General features: G+C 59.9%; 24 protein-coding genes. 7 read left to right on the top strand and 17 right to left on the bottom strand.

Annotation, left to right across the window (positions count from 1 at the left end):
- The coding region (locus tag MHJ63_RS07340; RefSeq protein ID WP_239446779.1) for a hypothetical protein at positions 1-189 on the top strand (189 nt) is incomplete at its 5' end.
- A gap of 275 nt (positions 190-464) precedes the next feature.
- Here MHJ63_RS07340 and MHJ63_RS07335 read toward each other — a convergent pair.
- Together MHJ63_RS07335 and MHJ63_RS07330 are read right to left on the bottom strand one after the other, a co-directional pair.
- Complete coding sequence (locus MHJ63_RS07335; RefSeq protein ID WP_232219272.1) at positions 465-1,379, bottom strand: DUF2520 domain-containing protein; 915 nt, start codon at positions 1,377-1,379, stop codon at positions 465-467.
- A gap of 57 nt (positions 1,380-1,436) precedes the next feature.
- Positions 1,437-2,186, bottom strand: a complete 750-nt coding sequence (locus tag MHJ63_RS07330) for an IclR family transcriptional regulator (RefSeq protein ID WP_035755981.1) — start codon at positions 2,184-2,186, stop codon at positions 1,437-1,439.
- A 159-nt stretch (positions 2,187-2,345) separates the two neighbouring features.
- Here MHJ63_RS07330 and MHJ63_RS07325 point away from each other — a divergent pair, with 159 nt between their 5' ends.
- The 4 genes from MHJ63_RS07325 to MHJ63_RS07310 all read left to right on the top strand — a co-directional run bounded on the left by MHJ63_RS07325 (position 2,346) and on the right by MHJ63_RS07310 (position 5,853).
- Positions 2,346-3,257, top strand: a complete 912-nt coding sequence (locus MHJ63_RS07325; RefSeq protein WP_084590407.1) for an ABC transporter substrate-binding protein — start codon at positions 2,346-2,348, stop codon at positions 3,255-3,257.
- Complete coding sequence (locus MHJ63_RS07320) at positions 3,257-4,126, top strand: amino acid ABC transporter permease (protein WP_035755984.1); 870 nt, start codon at positions 3,257-3,259, stop codon at positions 4,124-4,126. Before MHJ63_RS07325 ends, MHJ63_RS07320 begins: the two co-directional genes overlap by 1 nt.
- 6 nt (positions 4,127-4,132) lie before the next feature.
- Positions 4,133-4,927: an amino acid ABC transporter ATP-binding protein gene (locus MHJ63_RS07315; RefSeq protein ID WP_052048423.1), complete on the top strand. Its 795-nt coding sequence runs from the start codon at positions 4,133-4,135 to the stop codon at positions 4,925-4,927.
- 65 nt (positions 4,928-4,992) lie between these two features.
- Entirely contained in the window at positions 4,993-5,853 is an 861-nt protein-coding gene (locus MHJ63_RS07310) for an MBL fold metallo-hydrolase (protein WP_035755986.1), read from the top strand.
- Positions 5,854-5,859: 6 nt separating this feature from the next.
- Here the strand turns inward: MHJ63_RS07310 and MHJ63_RS07305 are convergent, their stop codons facing one another.
- From MHJ63_RS07305 to MHJ63_RS07235, 15 genes are all read right to left on the bottom strand, one after another.
- On the bottom strand, positions 5,860-7,401 hold the full coding sequence (locus MHJ63_RS07305) for a PH domain-containing protein (RefSeq protein ID WP_239446778.1): 1,542 nt from the start codon (positions 7,399-7,401) through the stop codon (positions 5,860-5,862).
- Between the two features lie 8 nt (positions 7,402-7,409).
- A complete protein-coding gene (locus MHJ63_RS07300; protein WP_239446777.1) occupies positions 7,410-7,961 on the bottom strand; it encodes a PH domain-containing protein in 552 nt (183 codons plus the stop codon).
- Positions 7,948-8,430, bottom strand: a complete 483-nt coding sequence (locus MHJ63_RS07295; protein ID WP_141742484.1) for a DUF3180 family protein — start codon at positions 8,428-8,430, stop codon at positions 7,948-7,950. The genes MHJ63_RS07300 and MHJ63_RS07295 overlap by 14 nt, the downstream gene beginning before the upstream one ends.
- On the bottom strand, positions 8,427-9,068 hold the full coding sequence (folK, locus tag MHJ63_RS07290) for a 2-amino-4-hydroxy-6-hydroxymethyldihydropteridine diphosphokinase (RefSeq protein WP_239446776.1): 642 nt from the start codon (positions 9,066-9,068) through the stop codon (positions 8,427-8,429). The genes MHJ63_RS07295 and folK overlap by 4 nt, the downstream gene beginning before the upstream one ends.
- A 14-nt stretch (positions 9,069-9,082) precedes the next feature.
- Positions 9,083-9,466, bottom strand: coding sequence for a dihydroneopterin aldolase (gene folB / locus MHJ63_RS07285; protein WP_239446775.1), 384 nt, complete (start codon positions 9,464-9,466; stop codon positions 9,083-9,085).
- Entirely contained in the window at positions 9,463-10,389 is a 927-nt protein-coding gene (gene folP / locus MHJ63_RS07280) for a dihydropteroate synthase (RefSeq protein ID WP_070507564.1), read from the bottom strand. The genes folB and folP overlap by 4 nt, the downstream gene beginning before the upstream one ends.
- A 79-nt stretch (positions 10,390-10,468) precedes the next feature.
- Positions 10,469-11,176, bottom strand: a complete 708-nt coding sequence (gene folE, locus MHJ63_RS07275) for a GTP cyclohydrolase I FolE (RefSeq protein ID WP_239446774.1) — start codon at positions 11,174-11,176, stop codon at positions 10,469-10,471.
- 17 nt (positions 11,177-11,193) lie between these two features.
- Entirely contained in the window at positions 11,194-11,907 is a 714-nt protein-coding gene (locus MHJ63_RS07270; protein WP_239446773.1) for an IclR family transcriptional regulator, read from the bottom strand.
- 33 nt (positions 11,908-11,940) lie between these two features.
- A complete protein-coding gene (locus tag MHJ63_RS07265) occupies positions 11,941-13,875 on the bottom strand; it encodes an FAD-dependent monooxygenase (protein WP_035756002.1) in 1,935 nt (644 codons plus the stop codon).
- A 201-nt stretch (positions 13,876-14,076) separates the two neighbouring features.
- Positions 14,077-15,405, bottom strand: a complete 1,329-nt coding sequence (locus MHJ63_RS07260; protein WP_035756003.1) for a variant leucine-rich repeat-containing protein — start codon at positions 15,403-15,405, stop codon at positions 14,077-14,079.
- Between the two features lie 231 nt (positions 15,406-15,636).
- Positions 15,637-17,496 carry a variant leucine-rich repeat-containing protein gene (locus MHJ63_RS07255; protein WP_141739849.1) on the bottom strand — a complete coding sequence of 620 codons (1,860 nt, stop codon included), beginning with the start codon at positions 17,494-17,496 and terminating at the stop codon, positions 15,637-15,639.
- Positions 17,497-17,652: 156 nt separating this feature from the next.
- Entirely contained in the window at positions 17,653-19,704 is a 2,052-nt protein-coding gene (ftsH, locus tag MHJ63_RS07250; protein WP_052048426.1) for an ATP-dependent zinc metalloprotease FtsH, read from the bottom strand.
- A gap of 166 nt (positions 19,705-19,870) precedes the next feature.
- The gene (hpt, locus tag MHJ63_RS07245) at positions 19,871-20,386 is read right to left on the bottom strand and encodes a hypoxanthine phosphoribosyltransferase (protein ID WP_052048441.1); all 516 of its coding nucleotides are present in this window, start codon (positions 20,384-20,386) and stop codon (positions 19,871-19,873) included.
- Positions 20,387-20,536: 150 nt separating this feature from the next.
- Positions 20,537-21,610, bottom strand: a complete 1,074-nt coding sequence (tilS, locus tag MHJ63_RS07240; protein WP_070507559.1) for a tRNA lysidine(34) synthetase TilS — start codon at positions 21,608-21,610, stop codon at positions 20,537-20,539.
- A 46-nt stretch (positions 21,611-21,656) separates the two neighbouring features.
- Entirely contained in the window at positions 21,657-23,111 is a 1,455-nt protein-coding gene (locus MHJ63_RS07235; protein ID WP_070491346.1) for a D-alanyl-D-alanine carboxypeptidase/D-alanyl-D-alanine-endopeptidase, read from the bottom strand.
- A 99-nt stretch (positions 23,112-23,210) separates the two neighbouring features.
- Between MHJ63_RS07235 and ppa the strand changes: the two genes are divergently transcribed.
- Entirely contained in the window at positions 23,211-23,690 is a 480-nt protein-coding gene (ppa, locus tag MHJ63_RS07230) for an inorganic diphosphatase (RefSeq protein ID WP_035756011.1), read from the top strand.
- 15 nt (positions 23,691-23,705) lie between these two features.
- Positions 23,706-24,314 (top strand): hypothetical protein, encoded by a 609-nt coding sequence (locus tag MHJ63_RS07225; RefSeq protein ID WP_052048428.1) that lies wholly within the window; start codon positions 23,706-23,708, stop codon positions 24,312-24,314.
- Positions 24,315-24,350 lie beyond the last annotated feature (36 nt).

Below are 24,350 nucleotides of genomic sequence, written 5' to 3'. Positions count from 1 at the left end.
AGCAGAAACCCACACACCCTGACAGGGATCAAAGGCATGCAGGCAACCACCAAACAAAAAATATTTGGTATCAACAAACAAACTTGGCACACTATTGAGTTCTCAAACAACAAACACCCAACCAGCTCGCTACAGTTATCTATTGTCCGCTCCGAAGGGCGCACTGAATACCAACCAATTTCTTGGTGATTTTCAGTGGGTTGGTCGCCTCAGTGCTCTCACGATCTTTTTCAGTCGGAGCCGTTCGCGGCGACAAGAGAAAACATTACGGGAGTTCAGAACAACATGCAAATCGGCGATGAACCCCTCCAGAGCTCCAACCAGCACCGAAAACCGCATGATTCCGCGGAACCTGCTGGTTCAAGGTGTGCTGCACCACTGAAAACTCGTAAAAATTTGTGGCCACCGTCACCGAAATTCCTTCGAATTCGTGCCCGGGATCACTCGTTCGCCCTACAAAACAGCTATTCGCTCTGTAGCGCATCCAGCACCGCGGCGGCTTGAGTGTCGGTTATTTCACCACGGCCAACAGCTCGAGTGATGGCCGCTGTGGCCATCGCAACATAGAAGCCGTGCGCCCCAACTGGCGCATCGGGCCCTGACCAGCCACGACGCGCGGACGCCACGGCCTCCGGGCTCAGCGTGCGAGCAAAACTTGTGCCCGCGCTCGAACCGCTCGCTATCGCCGCATCAACAGAGGAGCGCACCAACGGTCCCAGGGCCGCGCTCGGATCTTCAACACCCACGCTGTTCAACGCATCCCACGCATACGCAAGCGACGCAGAGACCGGCTCCGTAGCCACAGCGACGGCCGCGGCATACAGATCGCGGTCATCCTCATCGAGCACAAAGGGTTCACAACCCAGCTCCACGGCGAGCGCCAGCGCGACCGGGACCATGAGCTTCGGCGCAGAGACGGCTGCGCGCGCCCCGTTCAGCGCGGTGGCGTCCATGCTTGTGCCCGTGAACCGCAGCAGTGGGTGGATCGCTAACGGGATGGCGCCAGCTTCCGCGGCTGGAGTCAGGACGTCGATGCCTACCGCCGGTGATGTGTGGAGCACGAGCTGACCCATCTGGAAGCGGCCAGCAGCGGCCGCGGATGCGACCTCTTGCTGGATGGTCGCGGCATCCAGGGCGAACACGACGGCTTCGCTGCGTTCGAGGACATCAGCGGTGCTCGTGTGGGGGACGCCTGGCAGGATCGCCTCGGCCCGGTCGGCGGAACGTTCATCCGTGACCGAGATCCCCACGATCTGGTGGCCCGCGGACCTCCACGCGGCAGCAACCACAGGGCCTACGCGGCCCGCACCGATAATCCCGATGCCTAAACGCGGCGCATGCGCGCCCAAAGAAGCCGAGCCTAAGGAGGAAAAACTCACCGCACCTCACCCCAGTGGTTCTTGTCGACGCGATTAGCTGTGCTTGCCTGCATAGTTTCAGTCCTCATCTGCCATCTTCTTCGCCGCCGCCAACAATTGTGGCAAAACCCGATCAATGTAGGCGGCACGTGATTCTCTGGCCGTAGGGGTTGGAACGCTCAAGGCGATCAGTGATCCTTGCAATAGATCAACGGGGACAGACAGGGTTCGGATCCCTAAGGTGTGTTCTTCTTCAGCAAGGCAGTAACCCTGCTCTCTAGCCTGACGCACCTGGTGCATGATTGCAGCTATGTCAGTGCTTGTGTGGGGTGTTAGCTGGGGTCGCTCAATACTTTCGAGCACGCTTTCAACCTCGGCGTCATCGAGCATTCCGAGCATGGCTCGCCCCATCGCGGTGCAATAGACAGGCAGATATGAGCCCACATTCACGCGGATGGCGAGCTCTTGGTCCGCGTGACAGGCGTACAGGTTGACGACCCTTCCGTGCGAGTACTGAGTCAGAGTGGTGGTTTCACGCACCTCGGCGGAAAGCCTGCGCAGAATCGGTGCCGCTTTTCTGACAGGGTTATTCGCCTCGACATACGGCTTGGATAGCTCAAGCAGTTTGGATCTCACCCGGAATGTGGATCCCTCGTGAGCGAGGTATCCCAAGTCCACGAGTGTTGCGAGGTATCTGCGTGCTGCTGCCGGAGGCAACTCTGCTCTGGCGGCAACTTCGGAGAGCGTGAGCGGATTGCCAGCAAATGCCTTGATGACCTTGAGCCCACGAGTAAAAGACTGAACATGTTGGTCTGATTGTTGCGTCATTACCGACCCTCGCCCCAATGTCCTTTTAGATACGGTCCCTCTAAATATCCCTTGACGTGTGACTTACGTCTCACCCATACTCTAGCCACAGCGAAAAGTTTATTCGCTGTGCGAAACGTCAGATCGGTGCAGGACTTGTAGAGAACGCAGGGGTTGTAGATGAGACGTCGCATTCAACGCTTCATTGCTTTATGGACGGCAGCGATATCAGTGGTTGCTCTCAGCGGTTGTGTCGTTCTGCGCGAAGGTGGGCAGTCACGGCAGGATTCCGACGCCGAACGTCAGGTACACACAGAAATCGTTGCCTTACCTGATGAGGTGAAGAAGCGAGGCCACCTGGTTTTCGGCTCCCAACTCGCCTCGCCTCCTTTGAACTTCTCAGACGGAGACGCTTATAAAGGCATCAACATTGACATCGCCGAAGAGATTGGCCGGCGCCTCGACGTTGATATCGAGTGGAAGCAGTACCCCTTCGCAGGCCTCATCCCAGCAGTTCAATCACGCCAAATCGACGCCGGCATCGACCTGATCGGCGACACGGAAGAACGTGCACGCGCCGTGGACTTCTCGAACTACATGAACCAGGCAACCTCGAGCCTCGTGAAGCGCGGGAACCCCCACAAGATCGCATCAGCATCTGACCTGTGCGGGCTCTCTGTCGCCATCGTCCGCGGTGGTGTCCAACTTGAGCTTGCTGAGGAGGAAAGCAAGAAATGCACCGATAACGGCAAGCCAGCCATCGACATCAAGCAGTTCGCGGCGCCAAGTGACGCGAGGCTTTCAGTTCAAGCCGGACGCACCGCAGCTTTCCTCGGTAACACCCCCGTGATGCGTTATATCGCCAAAAACGAGGCGACCCGCGACACATTCGAAATGGGCGGTGAAGCCACCTACCAACTGCAACCGATCGGGATCATCACAGCCAAAGACCGCTCAGACCTGAAGCAGTCAATCCAGTCTGCCCTTGACCTGATGCAAGCAGACGGAACCATGGACAAGCTCCTCAAAAAGTGGAACCTGGAAGATCTCAGCCTTACAGCAGACGCTGACCATACGAAGGGGAAGCCATAATGCCCGCCTCATCAGTGAAACAAGACCTCATCGGTCAGCTCCCCCACCCTGTAGCTCAACAACGCCACCCCTGGAGGATCGTCTCCGGCGTGCTCGTGGCGATAGCCACGGTTCTAGTGCTCTACGGCTTGTGGTCCAACCAAGCCCTCGACCACGAGACCATCGGCCGTTACCTGACTCATGACAGCATCATGAGCGGCCTGAAGAACACCATCGTGTTGGCTCTTATTTCCATGGCCATCGGCGTCGTGGGCGGCTTCGTCTTCGCCCTGATGCGGTTATCAGAGAACCCAGTCCTGCGAGCGATCGGATTCGCCTACGTAGCAATCGTTCGAAGCATCCCACTGCTGCTTCTGATCCTGTTCGTAGGCAACATCTCCCTCTTTTGGTCCGGCATCGACATCCTCAACCCCATCACGAAAGAGGTTTGGTTCAGCTGGGATACGAATGACCTCATCACGCCGTTTGTAGCCTCCGTCATCGCGCTCTCAGTCAATGAGGCCGCCTACATGGCTGAGATTATCCGCTCCGGCCTTTCCTCCGTCGATGAAGGGCAACGAGAAGCAGCCGACGCCCTGGGTCTCGGCCCTTTTCGCACCATGACCCGCGTCATTCTGCCGCAGGCATTGCGGGTCATCATCCCTCCCACGGGCAGCCAGTTCATCACGATGATCAAGATGACCTCGCTCGTATCCGTCATTGCAGGTGGCGATCTGCTGACTGAGGCCCAAAACATCGCAGCCATCAACTTGCGCACACTCGAGCTACTTTTCGTGGCTTTCCTGTGGTACTTCGCAGTCACCGGCATCGCGACCATCGGCCAAACGATCCTCGAACGGCGTCTGGCTCGCGGCCAGAGGAAAGGCTAAGTCACCATGACCGTACAGGCTCCCACGCAAACAAACACAACAGCCCCGTTGCTCTCTATCCAAGGAGTGCACAAGTTCTTTCGGTCCCTTCACGTCCTGAAGGGCATCGACCTAGACATTCATCACGGGCAAGTGACCTGCTTGCTCGGCCCCTCCGGCTCGGGCAAATCAACGCTCTTACGTTGTATCAACCACCTTGAGCCGATCGACGCTGGCCGCATCGTCATGGATGGCCAGACACTGGCCTACCAAGAAAAGGCTGGGAAGATGCACCTGCGGAAACGGCGCGACATTGACCGGCAACGTCAAGAGATCGGCATGGTTTTCCAGCACTTCAACCTGTTCCCGCACTATTCCGTTCTACAAAACATCACGCTCGCCCCTAGCCTGCTCGGCAGGGCAGAACGCAGTGAAGCTAAACGCACCGCGTATGAACTTCTCGAACAAGTTGGCCTCGCCCACAAAGCTGACGCCTACCCGGCGGCGCTTTCTGGCGGCCAGAAACAGCGCGTTGCGATCGCGCGAGCGTTAGCGATGAAACCTCGGGTCATGCTGTTCGACGAACCGACCAGCGCTCTGGACCCTGAACTGGTTGGCGAAGTGCTGAAAGTGATGAAAAACCTCGCGGAAGAGGGCATGACCATGATCGTTGTGACTCACGAAATGGCTTTCGCTCGGGATGTCGCAGACCAAGTCGCCGTCATGGACCAGGGCGTCATCATCGAATCCGGGACCTCGGCGGAAGTTTTCGACAATCCACAGTCAGAGCGAACCATCAACTTCCTGCGCCACGTCCGCTAATGAGATCCCGTTGTCCCCAATGTCCGTCAGCTCCGCTTCTGCGCATCACGTGAAGGTATTGAAAGATGTCTACGAATAACACCAGCAAACTTGTCCTCCTCGGAACCGGAGGTGGACCGACCCCGAAACGTGAACGCAACGCTAATTGCAACGCGATTGTGGTGGGTAACGCTACCTACATCATCGACGCGGGCAACGGCATTGCCCGCCAGCTCGCTTTCGCTGATATCGCTTTCAACTCGATTCGTTCCGTCGGCATCACGCATCACCATTCGGACCATAACGCCGACGCCGGGACGTTGCTCCATCTGGCGTGGTGCGCCAATCTGACCCGCCCTGTTCAAACATTTGGGCCAGCCCCGTGGTCGAGCATGTGGGATTCGTTCCTCTCATACGCGCAACGTGACACGAGCATCCGCATTGTTGATGAAGGCCGCCCAGATTTCGCCGCCCTAGTCTCAGCCCGCGATATTACGGACGACGGCACTGATCCAGGAGTTGTTTACGAAGACGACCGCGTCCGGATCAGCGCCGCCTGGGTCAACCACCCACCGATCGACGCGTTGGCATACCGGGTCGATTGTGAAGACAAGAGCTATGTGATCTCTGGCGACACCACTCCCTGCGATGCGCTCGTGGAGCTGGCTCAAGGTGCAGACGTGCTCGTCCACGAGGTAATGCACGTGCCGAGCATTGAGCCGTTGCTTGCCAGGAGTAACGGGGAGACGCTTCGCGATCACCTCATCGCGTCCCACACCGCCTCAACCGACGTTGGGGAGGTTGCCGCGCGCGCCGGAGTGAAGAAACTCGTGCTTTCGCATTTTGTTCCTAGTAGCCCCGCAGTTCCTGACGATGTGTGGCTTGCCGACGCACGCCTAGGCTACGACGGCCCGGTGGTCGTTGGGCAGGACCTCATGGAGATGTAGGCAACCTCACCGCACCTCACCCCAGTGGTTCTTGTCTGCCCAGCCCGCCATGGCGGCGGCCCGCTCACACTGCCTGAAAACGAAAGTGTCCGCGGTCTGTTGCTCAACATCGTAGATCTTTGTGTTGACCGGCCCCGCAGCCGTAGCCACCGTGAGAGTCGCAACACCAGCCGCCCTAGCGAACGGCCCTTGCCTCAAAGCAACCCCTTGGGTGCGTTGATGCGGAACAAACGCGACCTTCTTCACCAGACGGCCTGAGGTGATGATCAGCATCGTCTGCGTGAGCGCGAACGCCTGCCGCGGCCCCGCGATCGGGGACAGCCAGCGCGCCTTGCGTGGGCTCACCACAAACTCCGGTTCCTCCCCAGGGCGTTCCGCGGCAGCCACAACGAGCGGCTGGGTCCGGTCCGTCCCCGGGTTCGGGATCAACGCCGCCACCACGGCGAGCGCCTCCTGGAACGTGCCCACCGGTAGCAAGACGTTGCTTTTCTCTGCGGAGGCTCCATCGGAGGGGACGTTCGCGACAACCCGCCACCAGCCGGTGAGTTTCCACAGCAGAGGCTGTTGGAGCCCCAGCGCGTGCACGCGTTCCGGCGGGACTGTGGTGTTGCTTGATTCGGTGTAGCCGCGTGTCAGCACCAGCCCGTCCTGCCCCGCGCTGACAACGAAGCCGCCGTTGGTGTTGATCATCGAGAACACGAGGCCACCCCACGCGATGAGCAGCGGGCCGAAAACCACGAGCGGCTGGGTGAACGAGGACGTCTCGACCGCACTCACCACATACCCGATGATCACCACGGCACCGAAAACCACGTTCTTCAGCAAGGCCGCGGCCACGAGCCGATTCATGCGAACTTTGACGAGAGGACGCACTACCTCCGATGCTGCAGTTGCCTCGGCGGTTAATCCCGTTGCCTGGGTCTTTGCCGCTGTTACCTCGGCAGTTGCCGGGGCAGTCTCGGTCGATGCCGCGTTCCCCTCTGTCTGTACCGGGGCCACGGGTTGTTGCTCGCCGCGGGCGGTACGCAGGATGTCCTCGCGTAACTGTTGGGCCTGCCGGTAGGTCACGTACTGGAGTTTCGCGGCTGCTTCTTGCGCATCGGCTACATGGAATTCCAGCTCAGCGAGACCGAAAATACGGGCCAGAATGGGGCGGTTGATGTCGATGCTTTGTATCCGGTCGATGCGGGCGTGGCGCACGTTCTTCATGAAGATGCCCTGCCGAACCTCGACACGGTTCGCTGTGATCCGGTACCCCATGGCCCGCCACGCGAACCACGAATACACGATCGTGCCGATGATGACCGCGAGCCACGCCCACATCACCCACGTGTCATCGGAGAACAGGCCGAAAAAGTCCGAAGACCCCTCGCCCTCACCTTCGCCCTCGCGCCCGCCATCGCCGCCGGAGGGGCTACCGCTGACAAACGATTCGGCCCAACTGCGCACAAAACTGAACGCCAACAGCGCGAAAATGATCCACCCGCGCACCAACGGGGTCGCCTTATGAACCCGCTTCCACTCAACCGTTTCAGGCACGTTTGACACAACGCCCCCTAAATCCCGGCGAGCTTCTGCTCACCCCGCGCCGCGAGCTCATCACGTAGACGCTCGCCATCAGCTTGAGTCAGGCCAGGGATGTCCGGCGAGCCTTCTGCTGCGGCCGTCTTGAAGGAGACCTGGCACAAACCGAACCCGCGCATCAGAGGCCCCGACTTCAGATCAACATATTGAAGCCGGCCATACGGCACCACCACAACCCGGCGGAACACGATCCCCACCCGGTACGTGAAATCGTTCTCCCGCAGCATCCACCCCATACTGCGTACGCTCGGCCCGATCAGGAACGCTTGAACAACCCCGCTCACCAGCGTGTAGCCAGCCACGATCCAGCCCGCCCACACGAGCCACGTCGAGGCATCGAACACACCCAGGCGCTTCAAGATCCACGGCGCACACCCCGCCGCCCCCAGACACAGAACCGTGAAAATATTCGAAAGATGCTGAACCCGCGCCAACCGCGGATCCACCGGAATCCACTCGTGATCCGCAACCCACCCAGTCTGCGCCGGCGAGCCTCCCTGCGCCGCATCGTTATTGTGCTGCATCTGCGGCTCCTTCCGTCGGGGCGGCATCGTCGTCATCGTCTGAGTCCACGGTGCATAACCGCTGCACTACCAGCCCCACCGCTGCCACGATCACGCCGGCCGCCGCCGCAAGGAGCGCGCGGAAGAAAATCGGTGACCCCACAACACCATTCACCACTACATCGATCACAACGCCGGCGTGGAAACCCGATGCCGCCAACCCCACCAGCGCCGAGGCTTGCGCGAACACCACAACACGCACCGCCGCCAACGGGTCAATCCGGCGATCAGTGCGCCGCGTGCGCGATAGAAACACCCACAGACCCAGAACTAACGCGACAACAGCCACCGCAACCAACGCGACCGAGGACGCCCGCCCCATAGCCCACAGGTCCGCGCTCACAACGGCGAGTAACGTCGAGGTCAACAACCCGAGGGCCGCGAACACAAGCCATCCACCCAGCATCGGTACAACGCGTAGTTTAATCACGATGCGGACGCCCCACCATTGCTCGGAGCGGTTGCGGTGGCCTCACGGTCATCGCGCGAGTCCGGTAGCCGATGCGCGGGATCCATGTACGGGCGCACCCCGCCTAAAGGCTCAAGTTCACGCGCAACACGGAACACGGACTCCGAACCCACAAACGCGCCCGGGTCCATCCACGACCACGGGATCACCACAAACCCGCGCTCCAGCGCGCGCGGATGCGGCAGGGTCAAGACCGGATGATCGCTCACAACAGAGCCGAACGTGATGATGTCCAAATCCAAGGTCCGGGCACCCCACCGCACCTCACGAGTACGGCCGTGCTCAGCCTCAATACGTTGCAACTGTTCCAGCAACGTCGCCGGCGCCAGCGTTGTTGAAACCTCGATCACCTGGTTCAGGTATTCCGGCTGTCCCTCGGGGCCGCCCACCGGATCCGTCACCACCATCGGCGACTCACCCGTGACCGTGACCCCATCCAACGCCGCGATCTCAGCGCGCGCCAACGCCAACGTCTCAACAACGTCACCCAAATTAGCGCCCAACGCGATCACCGCAACCACCGGGAAACCCGGCTCGCGCGTCAAAACCTCCGGGAGCGGGCCACCGTCTGCTTCATACGGTTCAGAACCCTGCGACATTACAGCCTCCAACGTTATGAACGGCTACGGCTCATCGTCACAGCCACATCGCCAAACGGCACCGGGATCGGTGCCTCGGGCTTATGCACCGTGACCTGCACCGCGAGCGGAGAAAAGTCCCGCATCAAACGGTCAACAATCACCGAAGCCAGCTTCTCAATCAAGTTGTATGGCCCGCCCTGAATCTCATCGACAACGGCTTGGCCCATCGACCCATAATCCAGGGTGTCCGAAACATCATCCGATGCGGCCGAGACCCGGAAGGACGTCGCAACCTTCACATCGACAACGAACCTCTGGCCCTCACGCTTCTCATGATCAAAAACACCATGAAAACCCGTCGCAGAAATTCCGTTGATCGTGATGACGTCATGACCATCCCACTGGAAAGGCCTCACGCCTTAACCGCCTCAGCAGGGTTCACCCACGCACGCGCAACCTCAACCGCATCGCGGGTACCGGCAACATCATGAACACGCACAGCCCACGCACCCTCGGCGGCAGCCAGAGTGCTCGTCGCATGCGTTGCCGCGTCACGGTCAGCAACCTCATGCGGGCGCTTACGCTCCTCCAGCAACCGCCCCAAGAAACGCTTACGCGACGTACCAATCAAAACGTCATGACCCAACGCCACAAAACGATCCGTCGCATTCAAAACAGCCCAATCATGCTCGGCGTTCTTAGCGAAACCCACGCCCGGATCCAAAATAATGTTCTCCCGCGCCACACCCGCGGCAACAAACTGATCCCGCACCTCGACCAGTTCCGAAACAACCTCAGCCACAACATCGCCATACTCAGCGTGATCCACCATCGTCTTCTGATCCCCACGGCGATGCGTCAGCACAACCCGAGCACCCAACTCGGCAACAACCTGAGCCATATCCGGTTCAAACGTCTGACCAGAAACATCATTAATCAGATGCGCGCCAGCTTCCCACACCTCACGCGCAGTCGAAGCATGCGTCGTATCAACCGAAACCACAGCGCCCGCAGCAACCAGGCCCTTCACAACAGGCACAACCCGAGCAGCCTCAACCTCAGGATCCACAAAATCAGCGCCCGGACGCGTCGACTCACCACCAACATCAATAATGTCAGCGCCGGCACGCATCATCTCAAGACCATGCGCAATCGCCGCATCAACATTCAGGAAACGGCCGCCATCCGAAAACGAATCCTCAGTGACATTCAAAATACCCATCACCAAGCAACGATCACGCGGCAAATCAGCCCACGCATCCTCACGCGACTTCGCACGAATCACAGCCAAAGCAGACGTATTAGGGCCAGTACCAGGGGTTGCAGCGAGGTTGAACATCAACCGACCTTCCAGACGAGACGCAACGAACACGCGGCACACGGCCGCACACCACTAGCCTACCCGCCAGCCGAAAAAGCTACCGGCCATGCCCCATAATCAGGCCCATCGCCTCAGCACGCGTAGCCGACTCACGCAACTGACCACGCACAGCCGAAGTCGTGGTCGTCGACCCAGGCTTACGAACGCCCCGCATCGACATACACAAATGCTCCGCCTCAATCACCACAATCGCCCCACGCGGCTGCAGATGATCCTCCAATGCCTCCACAATCTGCGTAGTCAAACGCTCCTGAACCTGCGGACGCCGAGCAAATAGATCAACCAGCCGGGCCAGCTTCGACAACCCCGTGACCTTGCCTGAAACACCCGGGATATAACCGATATGAGCCCGCCCATGAAACGGAACTAGGTGATGCTCACACGTTGAATAGAACGGGATGTCCTTGACCAAGACCATCTCCGAATGATCAATATCGAAGGTCGCGGACAACACGTCAGCCGGATCCATATGCAGACCCGAGAAAACCTCGGCATACGCTCGGGCCACACGCGCCGGCGTATCCACCAAACCATCCCGGTCCGGATCCTCACCGACCGCCAACAGGATCTCGCGGACAGCACGCTCAATCCGAGCCTGATCAACACGACCCTGCTCCGTCCAACCCTGCTCAACCTCGCCAAGCTCAACGTCACCAGCAACAGCGCCGCCGAGCCCAGCGTCACCGGGTACAGCGTCAGGGCCCTTGCCCGTCACACCAAAACCATTAGAGTCCACGTTCGACATGATCACAGCCTACCGACCTACAACAGCTCAGCCTCAATCACCGAAGCCGACAGGTGCAACGCGGAAGCGACCCCCGCATCGTCCTCACTACCCACAAACACCACCGCAAGCGACGCCGCCGCATAGCCCGGGACCCGCAACGGGACCGCGATCGAACTCACGCCAGTCAAAACCTGCGAACGGCTCTTGGTATACGGTGCGGCGGCATCCCCAAGCAACTCCGGATGCGCTAAACCACGCGCCGCCAACTCCGCAGTCCCCAGCTGCGCCCGGATGGCGGCCCCCGGGGCGCCAGCGTCCAACGGATGGGCGGAACCCGGACGTTGAACCAGCGTGGCACCATCGACCTTCGGCTCAACCGAAACCAACGTCACCACTTGATCCTGCGTCAAAACAGCAATGAACGCCGTCATCTGCAGACCTTGAGACAACCTCGTTAGCTCCGGCAACGCGGCAGCCTGAACATCACGGCTCACTGAACGCGCCAAAACCAATAAGTTAGGGCCCAACGTCACAACACCATCGGCGCCCCGCACCACCATGTTGTGCGCCTCTAGCGTACGCAGCAACCGGTAGACGATCGAACGGTGCAAACCGACCCGTTCACACAATTGCGGGATCGTGAGGCCCTGCTCATACTCAGCGATGGCCTCCAACAAACTCAGGCCGCGCGAGAGCGTCTGCGAACCCGCCGCAGACGCCCCCGCACGGCCCTCAGAATCAACCGTCACAAAGACAACCTGGCTCTATCTTCCGTGGCTTCCTTAGGACTCCGAGAGGACGCCCTTGAAAAACTCGCTCAGCTCATCCGTGGCATCCAGCGGCAGGACCTGGGCAACGTACTGGTCAGGGCGCACAACAACAATCACGCCGTCACGCGAAAGCTCGCGCGCATCGTAGATGTCGCGGCTCAAAGCAACAGGGTTCATTTCCTGACGTTCACGGTCAGCCGAACCAAGAGCCGAGGCGAAGACGTTCTCCCACTGCATGATGCCGAAGTCGCCGTAGCGTGGACGGAACACCTCTGGTGCGTCGAAGACCTCGAACTCCTCGTGGGACTGCTGGTAGATCACCTTGACGTCGAACCATTCGTGACGTGGGCGTCCACCCAGCTCGCTGCCAACCAGCGGCGATGCCTCGTCGTCTTTGAGCCATGCTGCGAGATCATCCACCGCGGAGTGCTCGGTTGGGTGCGCACCGTCAGCGAACACATAGATACGCCAGCGGCCATCGGCTTCTGCAAGGTGGCCCAGATGCAAACGGACTCCGTCACAACGGCGGGTAGCCCACGCCGACTTGAAGCGCTTACCGACCGGGAAACCGGCAGCGAGCTCTTGGTGTTTGGTGTCACCGCACACCATGGACGGCTCGTATTCGGTCATGAAACCTGCCGGGAACTCGGCGGTACGGACGTAGAAGTCCTCGAGGTCGCTCGGGTTTTCGAACTCCTCTGGCTTACGCGCCATCATCGAGGACCATTCCATGTCGAAGTCGATGAGGTTCTGCGCGATCACCTGACGCTCGCCCGTGTAGGTCGAGAGGATCTCCAACGGAGCGGTACCGAGCAGGGCGTGCGCGAGCTTCCAACCGAGGTTGAATGCGTCCTGCATCGAGACGTTCATGCCCTGACCGGCTTTAGCGGAGTGAGTGTGGCATGCGTCACCGAGGATGAATACGCGCGGCATCTTGTTCCCGGCTTCTTCCACTGGGACGTCATCGAAGCGGTCGGTGACGCGGTGGCCGACCTCATAAACCGACCACCATGCGACGTCTTTCACCTCAACCGTGTACGGGTGGAGGATCTCGTTGGCGTGACGCACGATCTCATCGAGCGGGGTCTGGCGAACCTTGCCGTCGTCATCTGCGGCGGTTTCGCCGAGGTCGACGTACATGCGCGACATCGCGCCACCTTCGCGTGGAATGTGGAGGATCGAGCCGCCGTCATGGGACTGGATCGCGCACTTGGTGCGCCAGTCTGGGAAGTCGGTTTCGACGATGGAGTCCACGACTCCCCACGCGTGTGCGGCTTGTTGGCCTACGCGGGTTGCGCCGATGTCGCGGCGGATCTGTGAACGCGCACCGTCAGCGCCGACGAGGTACTTGGTGCGGACCGAGAACTCTTCGCCGGCCTTCTCACCGAAGGTGTAACGCAGGTTGACGAGCAGCGGGTATTCCTGGGAGTCGTCGCGTTCGTGGGAGACGTATTCGATGCCGTAGTTCGGTTTCATGCGGGAAGGCTGGTTACGCATGAACTCACCGAAGTACTGCATGATGCGGGCCTGGTTGATGATCAGGTGCGGGAATTCGGAGACACCGTGCGGGTCATCCGGGGCGAGTGCCGCGCGGACGATGTTCTTTGGGTTTTCTGGGTCTGGCTTCCAGAACGCCATTTCGCGGAGATGGTAGGCCTCATCGATCACACGGTTTGCGAACCCGAAGGCTTGGAAGGTTTCGACGGAGCGGGCCTGGATGCCGTCTGCCTGGCCGACCTGGAGTTCGTGTTCGCGGCGTTCGATGAGGCGCACCTCGAGCTGCGAGAAGACCGAGAGTTGCGCTGCGGTAGTCATACCGGCGGGACCTTCACCCACGATCAGTACGTCCATAACCTCCGGCAGGTCTTCACTACGGTCGATGCCGACTCCTGCGGCTTCCTTGATAAGGGGGTCTCCGGTCACATAGCCGTTGTGGTGAAACTGCATTCTGGCTCCATTGCGGTGAAAGTCATTGGGATAAAAGATCACAGATTAGTTCGATATGCGAACACTGCATTCTGTATTCGCAACTGTGATCTATCGTACACGCGAACGGTGAGCTTCGAACAGTCTTTTACGCCCTTAAACAGGAAGGGACGTGGAGCCTCACACTCCACGTCCCCGTCGCCGCCCACATCAGCGGAACCTCTATCGAGACTTAGCCAATCCCCCCGAACGACCACGACTCCTGAATGCATGAACAGCAGCGATGCTTCCGCCTATAAGCAAGATGGAAAAAACGGTCAGGCCGATGAAAGCGCCAGGGGCAGCAGCAAATGAATACTTGGAATATTCGAGATCTTTCAACCTATCGTTCATCATCGCCAGATGAGGGAAAAACACAATATAAGTTGCGACACCTGCAACCCCGGCAATAGCCCCGCTAATCGCGCCGGTCACCTGGAGCGGCTTGACGCGAATAAATATTGCTATGGCGGAAAGGGTTGCTGAAACAAGCGACAGAGCCATAGAAATGACCGCCAGGATCAAGACCGGATCCTCAAGCCTCCACACAAAGGCAGGCCCTCCGTGGCCCTCGATGTTAAGAACATAAGCTGGAATGAACATGGTCGCGAATGCCAGGGCGGCGAGACCGGCCACCATGAACGGCATCGCTACAGCCCCTCGCTTCGCCCCAGCAGGCACCGTCTGACCCGCTGCCTCAGCTGGTAATTCTTGAGCTGCCGACCCCGGCACGAACACAGCTGGCCGAATATTCGCTCTGAGATCCCGGCCTTTCAGCTCCATAATAAGCACGAGAACGCTCACCACCAGGAGCAGGCCAAACACAACCAGACCAAAGAATGAACCGAAACCTAGACCAATCATGGTGTCTTCAGTTTCCCAGGATGCTCCAAGTGCTTCAGCAAATCTGCGTATTTCGCTGAGCTTGCCGTTCACTCCAGCAATCCCCACGATGTACGCGGTGAGGCCCATAGCGCCCGCCACGATCCCCACAATCGGGTAGGTCGATAACAACGCTCTTCTACGAGCGAAGAATGCCGCGACCGACACAGCCGCGGAAACGATCACCAGGACCATAGAGATGATCGCAAGTATCGTCGCCTCATGCGGAACTAATTTAGCTTCCTTAATTAAATTGCCCCCCGAGAAGAAACCGACAGAACTTGAGTGGATATCAACCCGTACGCTCACCAAGGGCAAAAACAATGCAACGAGACCGAGAACAGCTAGGCCTGCAATGATTACCGGAAGCCACTCCGACCATCCCTTCGGAAGCACAACGCCCGCACCAGGCTGACCGTACTGCGTCGGGGCATACTGCTGTGGCTGGTGCCCACCGCCTGATTGGGCGTCGATCCATTCCGCGAGTCCCTGATAGCAGTTGGGATGCTGACGCACTACCGCCCGCAGATCGGGACGCGACTGCGCCAGATTCATCAACGTATGTTGATCCAACTGAGGATTGTCACGAACGTCTGCCTCAGTCATTGAAGAAAAATCAGGGGTGCTCATGGCGACCTACCTTGAAGTAATCAACTGTTTCTTTGTGTTTTGTGAAGCTACTGGCGGTTTAACCTGGTCTAAGGCTAACCCAGGTTAAGTGACCATGACCACATTCCGCCACCAAGCTTGTGGCAAGAATGCGTTGAAAAGTATGCGCTGAGAAGTATGGATCGTTAACAAGAGAATGCCCCAGGAGGCATCTTGCCTCCTGGGGCATTCTGCTAACTACTTCTGAGCAGGTCAGTTTGTGCTCTGTGCCTGCTTAATCCACTCCGCCAACGCTGGATAGCAGTTAGGGTGCTGACGGATCTGCTCCCACAATTGAGGCTTAGTCGCGGCAAGTTGCTGCAGCTCAACTGCCGACGCCCCCGCCGGCACCGTCTCACCCGAGGCCTCAGTCGGCGCCTCCTGGCTCTCTTCCTTGGCAGGCTCCTCAGCCGGCGCTACAACTGGTTCCTCAACCGGGGCTACAACTGGTTCATCGACAGGCTCAGCATCTGCAGCCTGCGTTGGCGCCTCGCTAACCTCTTCAGGTGTCTCGGATACCGGCTCGCCAGTAGCAACAGATTCAGGCTCGGACGCAACCGGCTCCGAAACCGCGGTCTCCGAAACCTTCGCCTCACTCTGAGCAGACTCTTCAGAGTCCGGAAGCTTGGCCTCGACGTTCTGAGGCTGCTGGTCCGGCGACTGCCAAGCCGCCCGCTGACCCTGCGCTTGGCCACTGTCCTGCTGCTGGACTCCCTGTGCCTGTTCACCCCGCTGCGGCTCGCCCTGTTGCTGATCATCCTGCGACTGGTCTGACTGTTGTTGGCCAGACTGCTGTTCGCCAGTATGTTGCTGCTGCTGTTGCTGACCGTGCTGGCCCTGCTGTGGGTGCTGCGACTGCTGGGCGTAGCCACCGTACTGGTTGTTCTGGTACGGCTGCTGATTCCAGCCTGCCCCGTTCGAGCCGCCTGCGAAAGCTGGCTGCAGATTCGCGCTGATGCCCTTACCCTTCAGCTCCATGAGAAGCGCAACAACACCCGCCGCAAGGAGTAGGCCGAAAACAACCAGACCGAAGAACGTGCCGAACGCTGGGCCTACCGAAGTGCCCGTGTCCTCCAGGGAATAGCCATACTCTTCAAGCTGCTTACGCGCTTTGTTCGCCTCGGCGCCGACCTGGATGAACATGACGATGTAGGTGATGATGCCCAAAGCGCCTGCCGCGATCCCCGCAATCGGATAGATCAATGGCAGCGGTTTCCTTCGGACAAAGAACGCCACGGCCGGCACAGCTGCGGCCGCGATCACCAAGATCATCGAAATGATCGCAAGCACCTTGACGCCGGCCGGGGCATCAAGAAGCGAACCGGTGTGGCTACCGAACCTACTCTTCGCGCTGACAGCCGGCAAGAAGATCGCAATGAAAGCAAGAACAGCCAAGCCCGCGATGATGACAGGAAGCCACCCTGTCCACTCCTTCGGAAACACAACGCCCGGACGTGGCTGCCCATACTGTGGCTGGCCGTACTGGTTCTGCCCGTACTGCTGGGACTGAGTCTGTCCATACTGCTGTGGCTGACCGTACTGCTGAGCCTGCTGACCATAGCCAGGGTTGTAGCCCGACTGCTGCTGCGCCGGATACTGCTGGTACTGACCCTGCTGGTACTGATTCTGGCCGTACTGGTTCTGCCCGTACTGCTGCGATTGAGGCTGCCCATACTGCTGTGGCTGACCGTACTGCTGAGCCTGCTGACCATAGCCGGCGTTATACCCCGACTGCTGCGACGGATTCTGAGCCCCATAACCCTGAGCCCCGTTGCCCTGCGCTCCATAACCCTGGGCCGCATAGCCTTGCGCAGGCTGGCTCTGTTGCGGCTGCTGCTGACCGTACTGGTACTGGTACTGGTTCTGCTGGGACTGGTTCTGCTGTGGCTGCTGCCCGCCAGCTGACTGGCTATCGATCCATTCCGCGAGGCCTGGATAGCAGTTAGGGTGCTGGCGCACCGCCGCGCGCAGATCCGGGCGCGACTGCGCCACATTCATCAGCGTAGTCTGATCCAGTTGGGGATTATTTCTGACGTCTTCCTCAGTCATTGAGGAGTAATCGGAGGTGTTCATGACAACCTAACGTGGCTTCGGAGACAGATCAGTTTGATCTTAGATCAGACCAGCCTGCAGGTTCTAGCTCGGAGAACCTCAAACACCGTTCCGTCCGCACACGCGTACACAATTACGCCGCGAGGGCAAAACGCCCCCACGGCTACGTGCCTGGTCTTATGTTCCTGGCCCTTGCGGTTCCCCTCCCGGCAGTTCAGTTCCCCCAGCCGGAGGGTCCACAACCGTGACACCTTCTCCAGGTTTCGGCTCGGTACCCTTACCCTGCGGGTCGCGCTTGATGTCACGTTCACCACGTACCGGTGGGAGGTCCTGGCCAGGGCGGGCCTCATCGAACAGCCACTGCTCACGTTCCGGAAGCTTCACCAGATCATGGAAAATCTCTGCGACCTCCGCCTGGTTCAAGGTTTCACGGTCCAAAAGTTCCTTAGCCAAGCGATCCAGGACGTGCCGGTTCTGAGTCAGAATCTGATACGCCTCAGCGTGAGCGTTATCCAGAAGTTGACGGACTTCCTTGTCCACAACCTCAGCCATGCCCTCGGAATAGTCGCGGGTCTGCCCGGCTTCACGGCCCAGGAACGGTTCGCCGCTACCGGTACCCAGCTGCACAACACCCACTTCGGAACTCATGCCGTACTGGGTCACCATCTTCCGGGCCGTCTCGGTGGCCTTCTGAATGTCGTTCGAGGCACCCGTTGACGGATCGTTGAACACGACCTCCTCCGCAACGCGGCCACCCAACGCATACGCGAGCTGATCCAACAACTCCTGGCGGGTTATCGAATAACGGTCCTCCGTCGGCACAACCATCGTGTAGCCCAACGCACGGCCACGCGGAAGAATCGTGATCTTGGTGACCGGAGCCGAATGCCTCAAAGCAGCCGCAACCAATGCGTGGCCACCCTCGTGATAAGCCGTCACCTGGCGCTCATGCTCACGCATCAAACGCGTACGCTTCTGCGGGCCCGCCATCACACGGTCAATCGCCTCATCGATCGCTCGATCATCAATCAAATGAGCGTTGGAACGCGCCGTCAACAGCGCGGCCTCATTCAAAACGTTCGCAAGATCAGCACCCGTGTACCCCGGTGTCTTCTTCGCGACAGCCTCAAGGTCAATCCCATCAACCAGCGGCTTATTGCGCGCATGCACCTCAAGGATCTTCTTACGTCCCGCAAGATCCGGCGCCTCAACAGGCACCTGACGGTCAAAACGGCCCGGACGCAACAAGGCCGGATCCAAAACATCCGGACGGTTCGTCGCCGCAATCAAGATGACGTTGGTGTTCGCATCGAAACCATCCATCTCAACCAGCAACTGGTTCAGCGTCTGTTCACGCTCATCGTTACCGCCACCGATGCCGGCACCACGCTGGCGGCCCACCGCATCGATCTCATCAACAAAAATGATCGACGGCGAAGAACTCTTAGCCTGCTCGAACAAGTCACGCACGCGGGAGGCACCCACACCAACGAACATCTCAACGAAATCGGAACCCGAAATCGAGAAGAACGGAACCCCAGCCTCACCGGCAACAGCCTTAGCAAGCAACGTCTTACCGGTACCCGGAGGGCCATACAGCAAAACACCGCGCGGGATCTTCGCCCCAACTGAAGCGAACTTCTGCGGATGCTGCAAGAACTCCTGGATCTCCCGGAGCTCCTCAACAGCCTCATCCGCGCCAGCCACATCCTTGAACGTGACCTCCGGCATGTCCTTATTGATCATCTTCGCTCGGGACTTACCGAACTGCATGATCTTGCCGGAACCACCTTGGGCGCGCGACATCAGGAACAAGAACAAGCCGAGGATGATGATCATCGGCAACAACAGACCCAACGTGGACAAGAACCAGTTACTGGTCTGCGGGCGGTCCTCGAAACCATTCTCTGGCTCCGCGGCCGCAATCGCCTTAGCGACCTCCGGGCCGCGGGTCACCGAATACTTGAACGTGACCTTCTTACCAAGGTCACGGCCCTCATGCTTGACCGGTTCCGTGGTTTTCAGTTCAACCCGGTTGCCGTCATCATTCAGATCAACACGCGTGACCTTGTTGTCCTCAAGAAGCTTCAGACCAACCGAGGTCGGGACCTCGTTGCGCTGCCCGCTCAACAGAACGGACATACCAACCATGAGTCCAACAACACCCAGAATGACCCAGAAATACCAGGTTTGATACAGCTTCTTCTTAGGCTGAGTCGTCTTGTCCATTGATGCGCTGACGCGCCTTCCTCTTAGCCACAGCCCCTACCCCACCCGTCAAAACCGGCTGTTCTTCAACACGGCCGGCTGTTCAAAGGGGAGCTGCGAACCCGCTTACATACTTCTAACGTTCTAGATTACCTGTCGCCTACCGCGCCAGAATCAACCCGAGGTACTACTCGCTTTGGTACACGTGCGGAGCGAGCGTGCCGAGCGCATCGAGGTTGCGGTACTTCTCTGCGAAATCTAGGCCGTAACCGACCACGAACTCGTTCGGGATGTCGCGGCCCACATACTTGACGTCGATATCGACCTTGATCGCGTCAGGCTTGCGCAGGAACGTGCAGATCTCAAGGGAACGCGGCCCGCGCGACTTCAGGTTGGAGACAAGCCACGAGAGCGTCAAACCGGAGTCGATGATGTCCTCAACGATGAGCACGTCGCGGCCCATGAGGTCAGTGTCGAGGTCCTTGAGGATCCGTACGACACCCGAGGACTGCGTGCCGGATCCGTAGGAGGACACCGCCATCCAATCCATCGAGACGTTCATCTTCAACTCGCGGGAAAGATCAGCCATGATCATCACGGCACCTTTGAGGACGCCGACGAGCAGCAGGTCGCGGCCCTTGTAGTCCTCGTCGATTCTTGCGGCCAGGTCGCGAACCACCTGATCGATTTCCTCACGCGACATGAGTACGTTTTTTAGGTCATCGGCGACGTGATCTGGCTTCACGGACTTCCCCTTTTTACACGATGTGGCGGCCGGCGGCTAGCGATATAGAAAGCCGCTTCCCTCCATGTTTGCACACGATAGTGCTCTCTGCAGGATTTGTGCTCAGATTTATGCGTCCGATGCGCCCGCCGGCGGCCGCCCGATGAACCGGATCACGCTGTGGTTAGGTGTGGTTTTGATGCGGTGGGCGCTGACGTAGCCGTCGAGCTCGATGGGGCCTGCGGAGCCTTCACCTGCAGTGAGGCGTTCGAGTGCCGCTGTGCGTTCTGCGGTGGGAGCACGCCCCCCTACGGTTTGCGCGGCGAAACGCAATACGCGGGTGCGGATGGCTTGCGGCGCGTTTTTCAGCAGGTAACGGTCGAGGTCCCACTGCATCGGTGCCCGCCCTGATGCGCGGGGCCCGTCGAGGACTTCTGGGGTTTCGGTCAGTGCGCACGTTTGGAGTGCGGCTTCGGCTTCGTTATCGAGGTGCTCGGCATCGTGGCGGGCTTGGATTGCGGTGCGAACAAGGTTGGTGAGCGCGCCATCGCCCAGCACTCGCGTGAATTCTGGTAGCAGTTCGAGCCGGACCTTGTTCCGTAGCGCGAATTCGGGGTCCGTGTTCGTGGGGTCTTCCCACGGCTGGACCCCATAAGCCTCACACACCGCCTCGGTATCCTCGCGCCACACCTCCAGGAACGGCCGCAGGAACCGTCCCCGCCGGTCCGGGATCCCAGCTATAGCGCGTGTGCCTGAACCCCGCGCGAGTGCGAGCAGCACCTGTTCAGCCTGATCGTTGGCGGTGTGGGCGGTAAGAACGAACTCGGCCCCAACCTCTTCACGCACCAGTTCAAGCTCGCGATACCGGGCCTCCCGCGCATCGTTCTCTGTGCCTTTACCCGGCACCTCAACACGGCGGACCACCACCTGCTCCACACCCAAAACGCGGCATGCGCGCGCCGCCCCTTCCGCGGCGGCAGCGCTTCCGGCCTGCAACTGATGGTCCACAACCACAGCGGTGAGCCGACCAGTCAAGTCCCCGTCGCGACGCATCTGCCCGCACACCGCGGCGAGCGCGAGCGAATCCGCGCCACCAGACACCGCGAGCACATAATTCAGCCCGCCCGGCAGCCGCTGGCGTAGCGCCTCGCGGGCACGCTGAATCCGCCTGAATACTGCGGGTGGGATGCGTTCGCTACTCATCGTGGCCGGGTTTCGTTCATGGTGACGCTCTATTGGCAGCCGCGCTCTATTGGCAACCGCAGTCGGCGAGCGCGGTGGCCACGGCGTCGGCTGAGGCGCGTGCGGCGTCCAGGTTGCCTTCGACGTCGTTGAAAATGATGGAGAACCCGAGTGGGCGGCCTTCCTTGGTGGTGACGACGCCGGTGAGGGATATGACGTCTGCGAGCGTGCCGGTTTTCGCGAGCACGAGCGCCTTGGTCCTCTTCCCATCCAGGCGGGTTTCCATGGTTCCGTTGACGCCCGCGCGCGGTAGCAAGGATGGCACGAACGCTAGATCACGACGAGCAGGCTGGGTTGCCGAGCCATCGTTGAGGGTCAGCGCCATGACGTCGGCGAGCGTGCCTGCTTGGACGCGGTTTTTGTCTGAGAGCCCGCTGGTGTCTCGCATCACGAGCTCGTTTGTTTCTACGCCGAGTTCTTCGAGGGCTTGTTTAACGCCCTCGATGGCGCCTTGAGTCGAGCCTTCATGCCCGCGTTTGATCCCCACGAGGCGGCCGTATGTTTCGAGGATCACGTTGTCTGAATGCGCTTCGCCGTAGGCGAGTTGTTCACGCACCGTCGCTGAATGCACGGCCGCGAGCTGACCTTCGACGCTGCCGGGCTCAAACGGGTCTACGGCGTCAAAACCCGGTTTAGTTTTCCCAGACGCCTGCTTGACCTCAACGCTTTTCTTCCCTGACTTCACGGCAGACTGCAGGTGGTCGGTGAACACCTCTAAAGCATGTTCGTCCGGGTTCCGGACCACCGGGGAGGTGTGTGAGGCTTCAGAGCGGCCCGCGTAAAGGGCGATCGGGGCGATCTCGGTGACGTTGTTGGTTGAAACCAGATCATCTGCCCAGTCAGGGTTCAACGCTGGGCCAGTGAACATCCGGGTATCCACACCCACTTTGAGCGAACCATCCGCTTCATCAAGCGCCCCGGAGGCCTTGAGTTCTTTAGCGGTCTGTTCAGCCAACGTCTTCAAACCTGCGCGACCATTCACGGCCTTCGCATCACTTGCGCCCGGGTTGAGCATCACATCGCCACCAGCAACCAGCCACACGACAGGCGCCCCGGAGCCCCGCTTGTCCAGAACGGTCCGCGTGACCCACTGATCCTCCAGCCCCAGCGTGGACACCACCGCGGTACCTGTCAGAACCTTCAAGGAAGACGCCGGGATCAACGCCTCCCCCTCACCAACGTGAGCGACCTGCTTGCCTGTGACCGCATCGACCACTGAAACCTCAACCGTGCCCGGGCTGTCCTCAAGTGCTGCATCGACCTTGCGTTGCAGCACCGCGGCATCCGGGGCCGGCCCCGACGTACTGAACGCCGGGGCCGGCAACTGAGGAACCTCGGCGGTCGCGGCCGGATCATCCGGCCGCCCAAAAAACGCAGACACCACCTGGGTTGCGGCCACCAACAACAGGGCCACAACTACAGGGACAAGGAAGCGACGCGCGGGTCGGGAAGCATTGGTCATCAATGAAATTCTACTTAGCTCACGTCAGTTACCCTTAAACAGAGAACGCCCGCGCGCCGGCAACGCGCGGGACACCCCACCACTTAAAGGAGTGCACACATGAAGCATGATGTGACCATCGAAATCCCTGCCGGCTCCCGTGTCAAGTACGAGGTGGACCACGAAACCGGCCGCATCCACTTGGATCGCGTCCTGTTCACCCCTATGCAGTACCCAACCCACTACGGGTTCTTTGACAACACCCTCGGTTTGGACGGCGACCCGCTGGATGCTTTGGTTTACATCCCAGGCGTGGATTTGCACCCAGGTGTTGTGGTTGAGGCTCGCCCGATCGGCGTTTTGAACATGACTGATGACGGCGGTGAGGACGCGAAGGTTGTGTGCGTTCCGTCTGATCCTCGTTTCGATCACATCCAGTCCGTTGAGGACCTGGGCGAGTTCTTACGCCAGGAGATCGAGCACTTCTTCACTCGTTATAAGGATCTTGAGCCTGGCAAGTGGGTCAAGGTTGAGGGATGGGCTGACCGTGAGGCCGCCGAGAAGGAACTTCAGGAGTCCATCGAACGTTTCAAGGGCTGAGCACCTCTGTTCCATGTGACTTTGACGCAGCAGAACACCCGCGACGTCGGCGATGGCGTGGGTGTTCTGCTGCAGTCACTTAAACGGTCGGTGGGCGATGCCGCGGATGGTTTCGACCGGACCGTGGGCGATGAGGCCGCGGGCCTTATCGCTGACCCCGCCGATGTGGTGTTGGCTGTTCTGACGGGGTTGCGGCCCGGCCCCGACGGTGCCGTGTTCCGGGTGGGGGTCGGTATTGCCGGGGTTGATGCACACGATGCCGCGGCGGCTCGGTCCCGGGTGGCCGTTGAACGTACGGTGCGGGCCACGGTGCCCGTCGCGGTTGAGGCCGGACCGGCGGGTATAGCGCTCGATGGGCTACCCACCGCGCCGGAAACCGCTGCCGCCGCTGAGGGCGCGCTCGTCCTCTTAGGGGACGTGATCTCACGCCGCTCGGCCGCCGACTGGGCGGTCATTGACTTACTTCTCCCTGGTGTGCGTGGCCAACAGAAGGCCGTAGCCGAGGCTTTAGGGGTCACCGTTCAAGCGGTATCGCAGACCATAGCGCGCGCCCGCTGGCGCGAAGAAGTAGCGGGCCGCGCCTCAGCTGAGCTCCTGTTACGGCTCGCAGAGACCCTCGTCTAACATGCGGGTGGGTCAGCAGCGGCTGAGCCGGCAACA

Origin of the sequence: Pseudoglutamicibacter albus (assembly GCF_022346425.1) — a bacterium.
GTDB classification, from domain to species: Bacteria; Actinomycetota; Actinomycetes; order Actinomycetales; family Micrococcaceae; genus Pseudoglutamicibacter; species Pseudoglutamicibacter albus.
The sequence above is the reverse complement of the archived record's forward strand: the minus strand, read 5'-3'. Positions and strand labels throughout refer to the sequence as shown.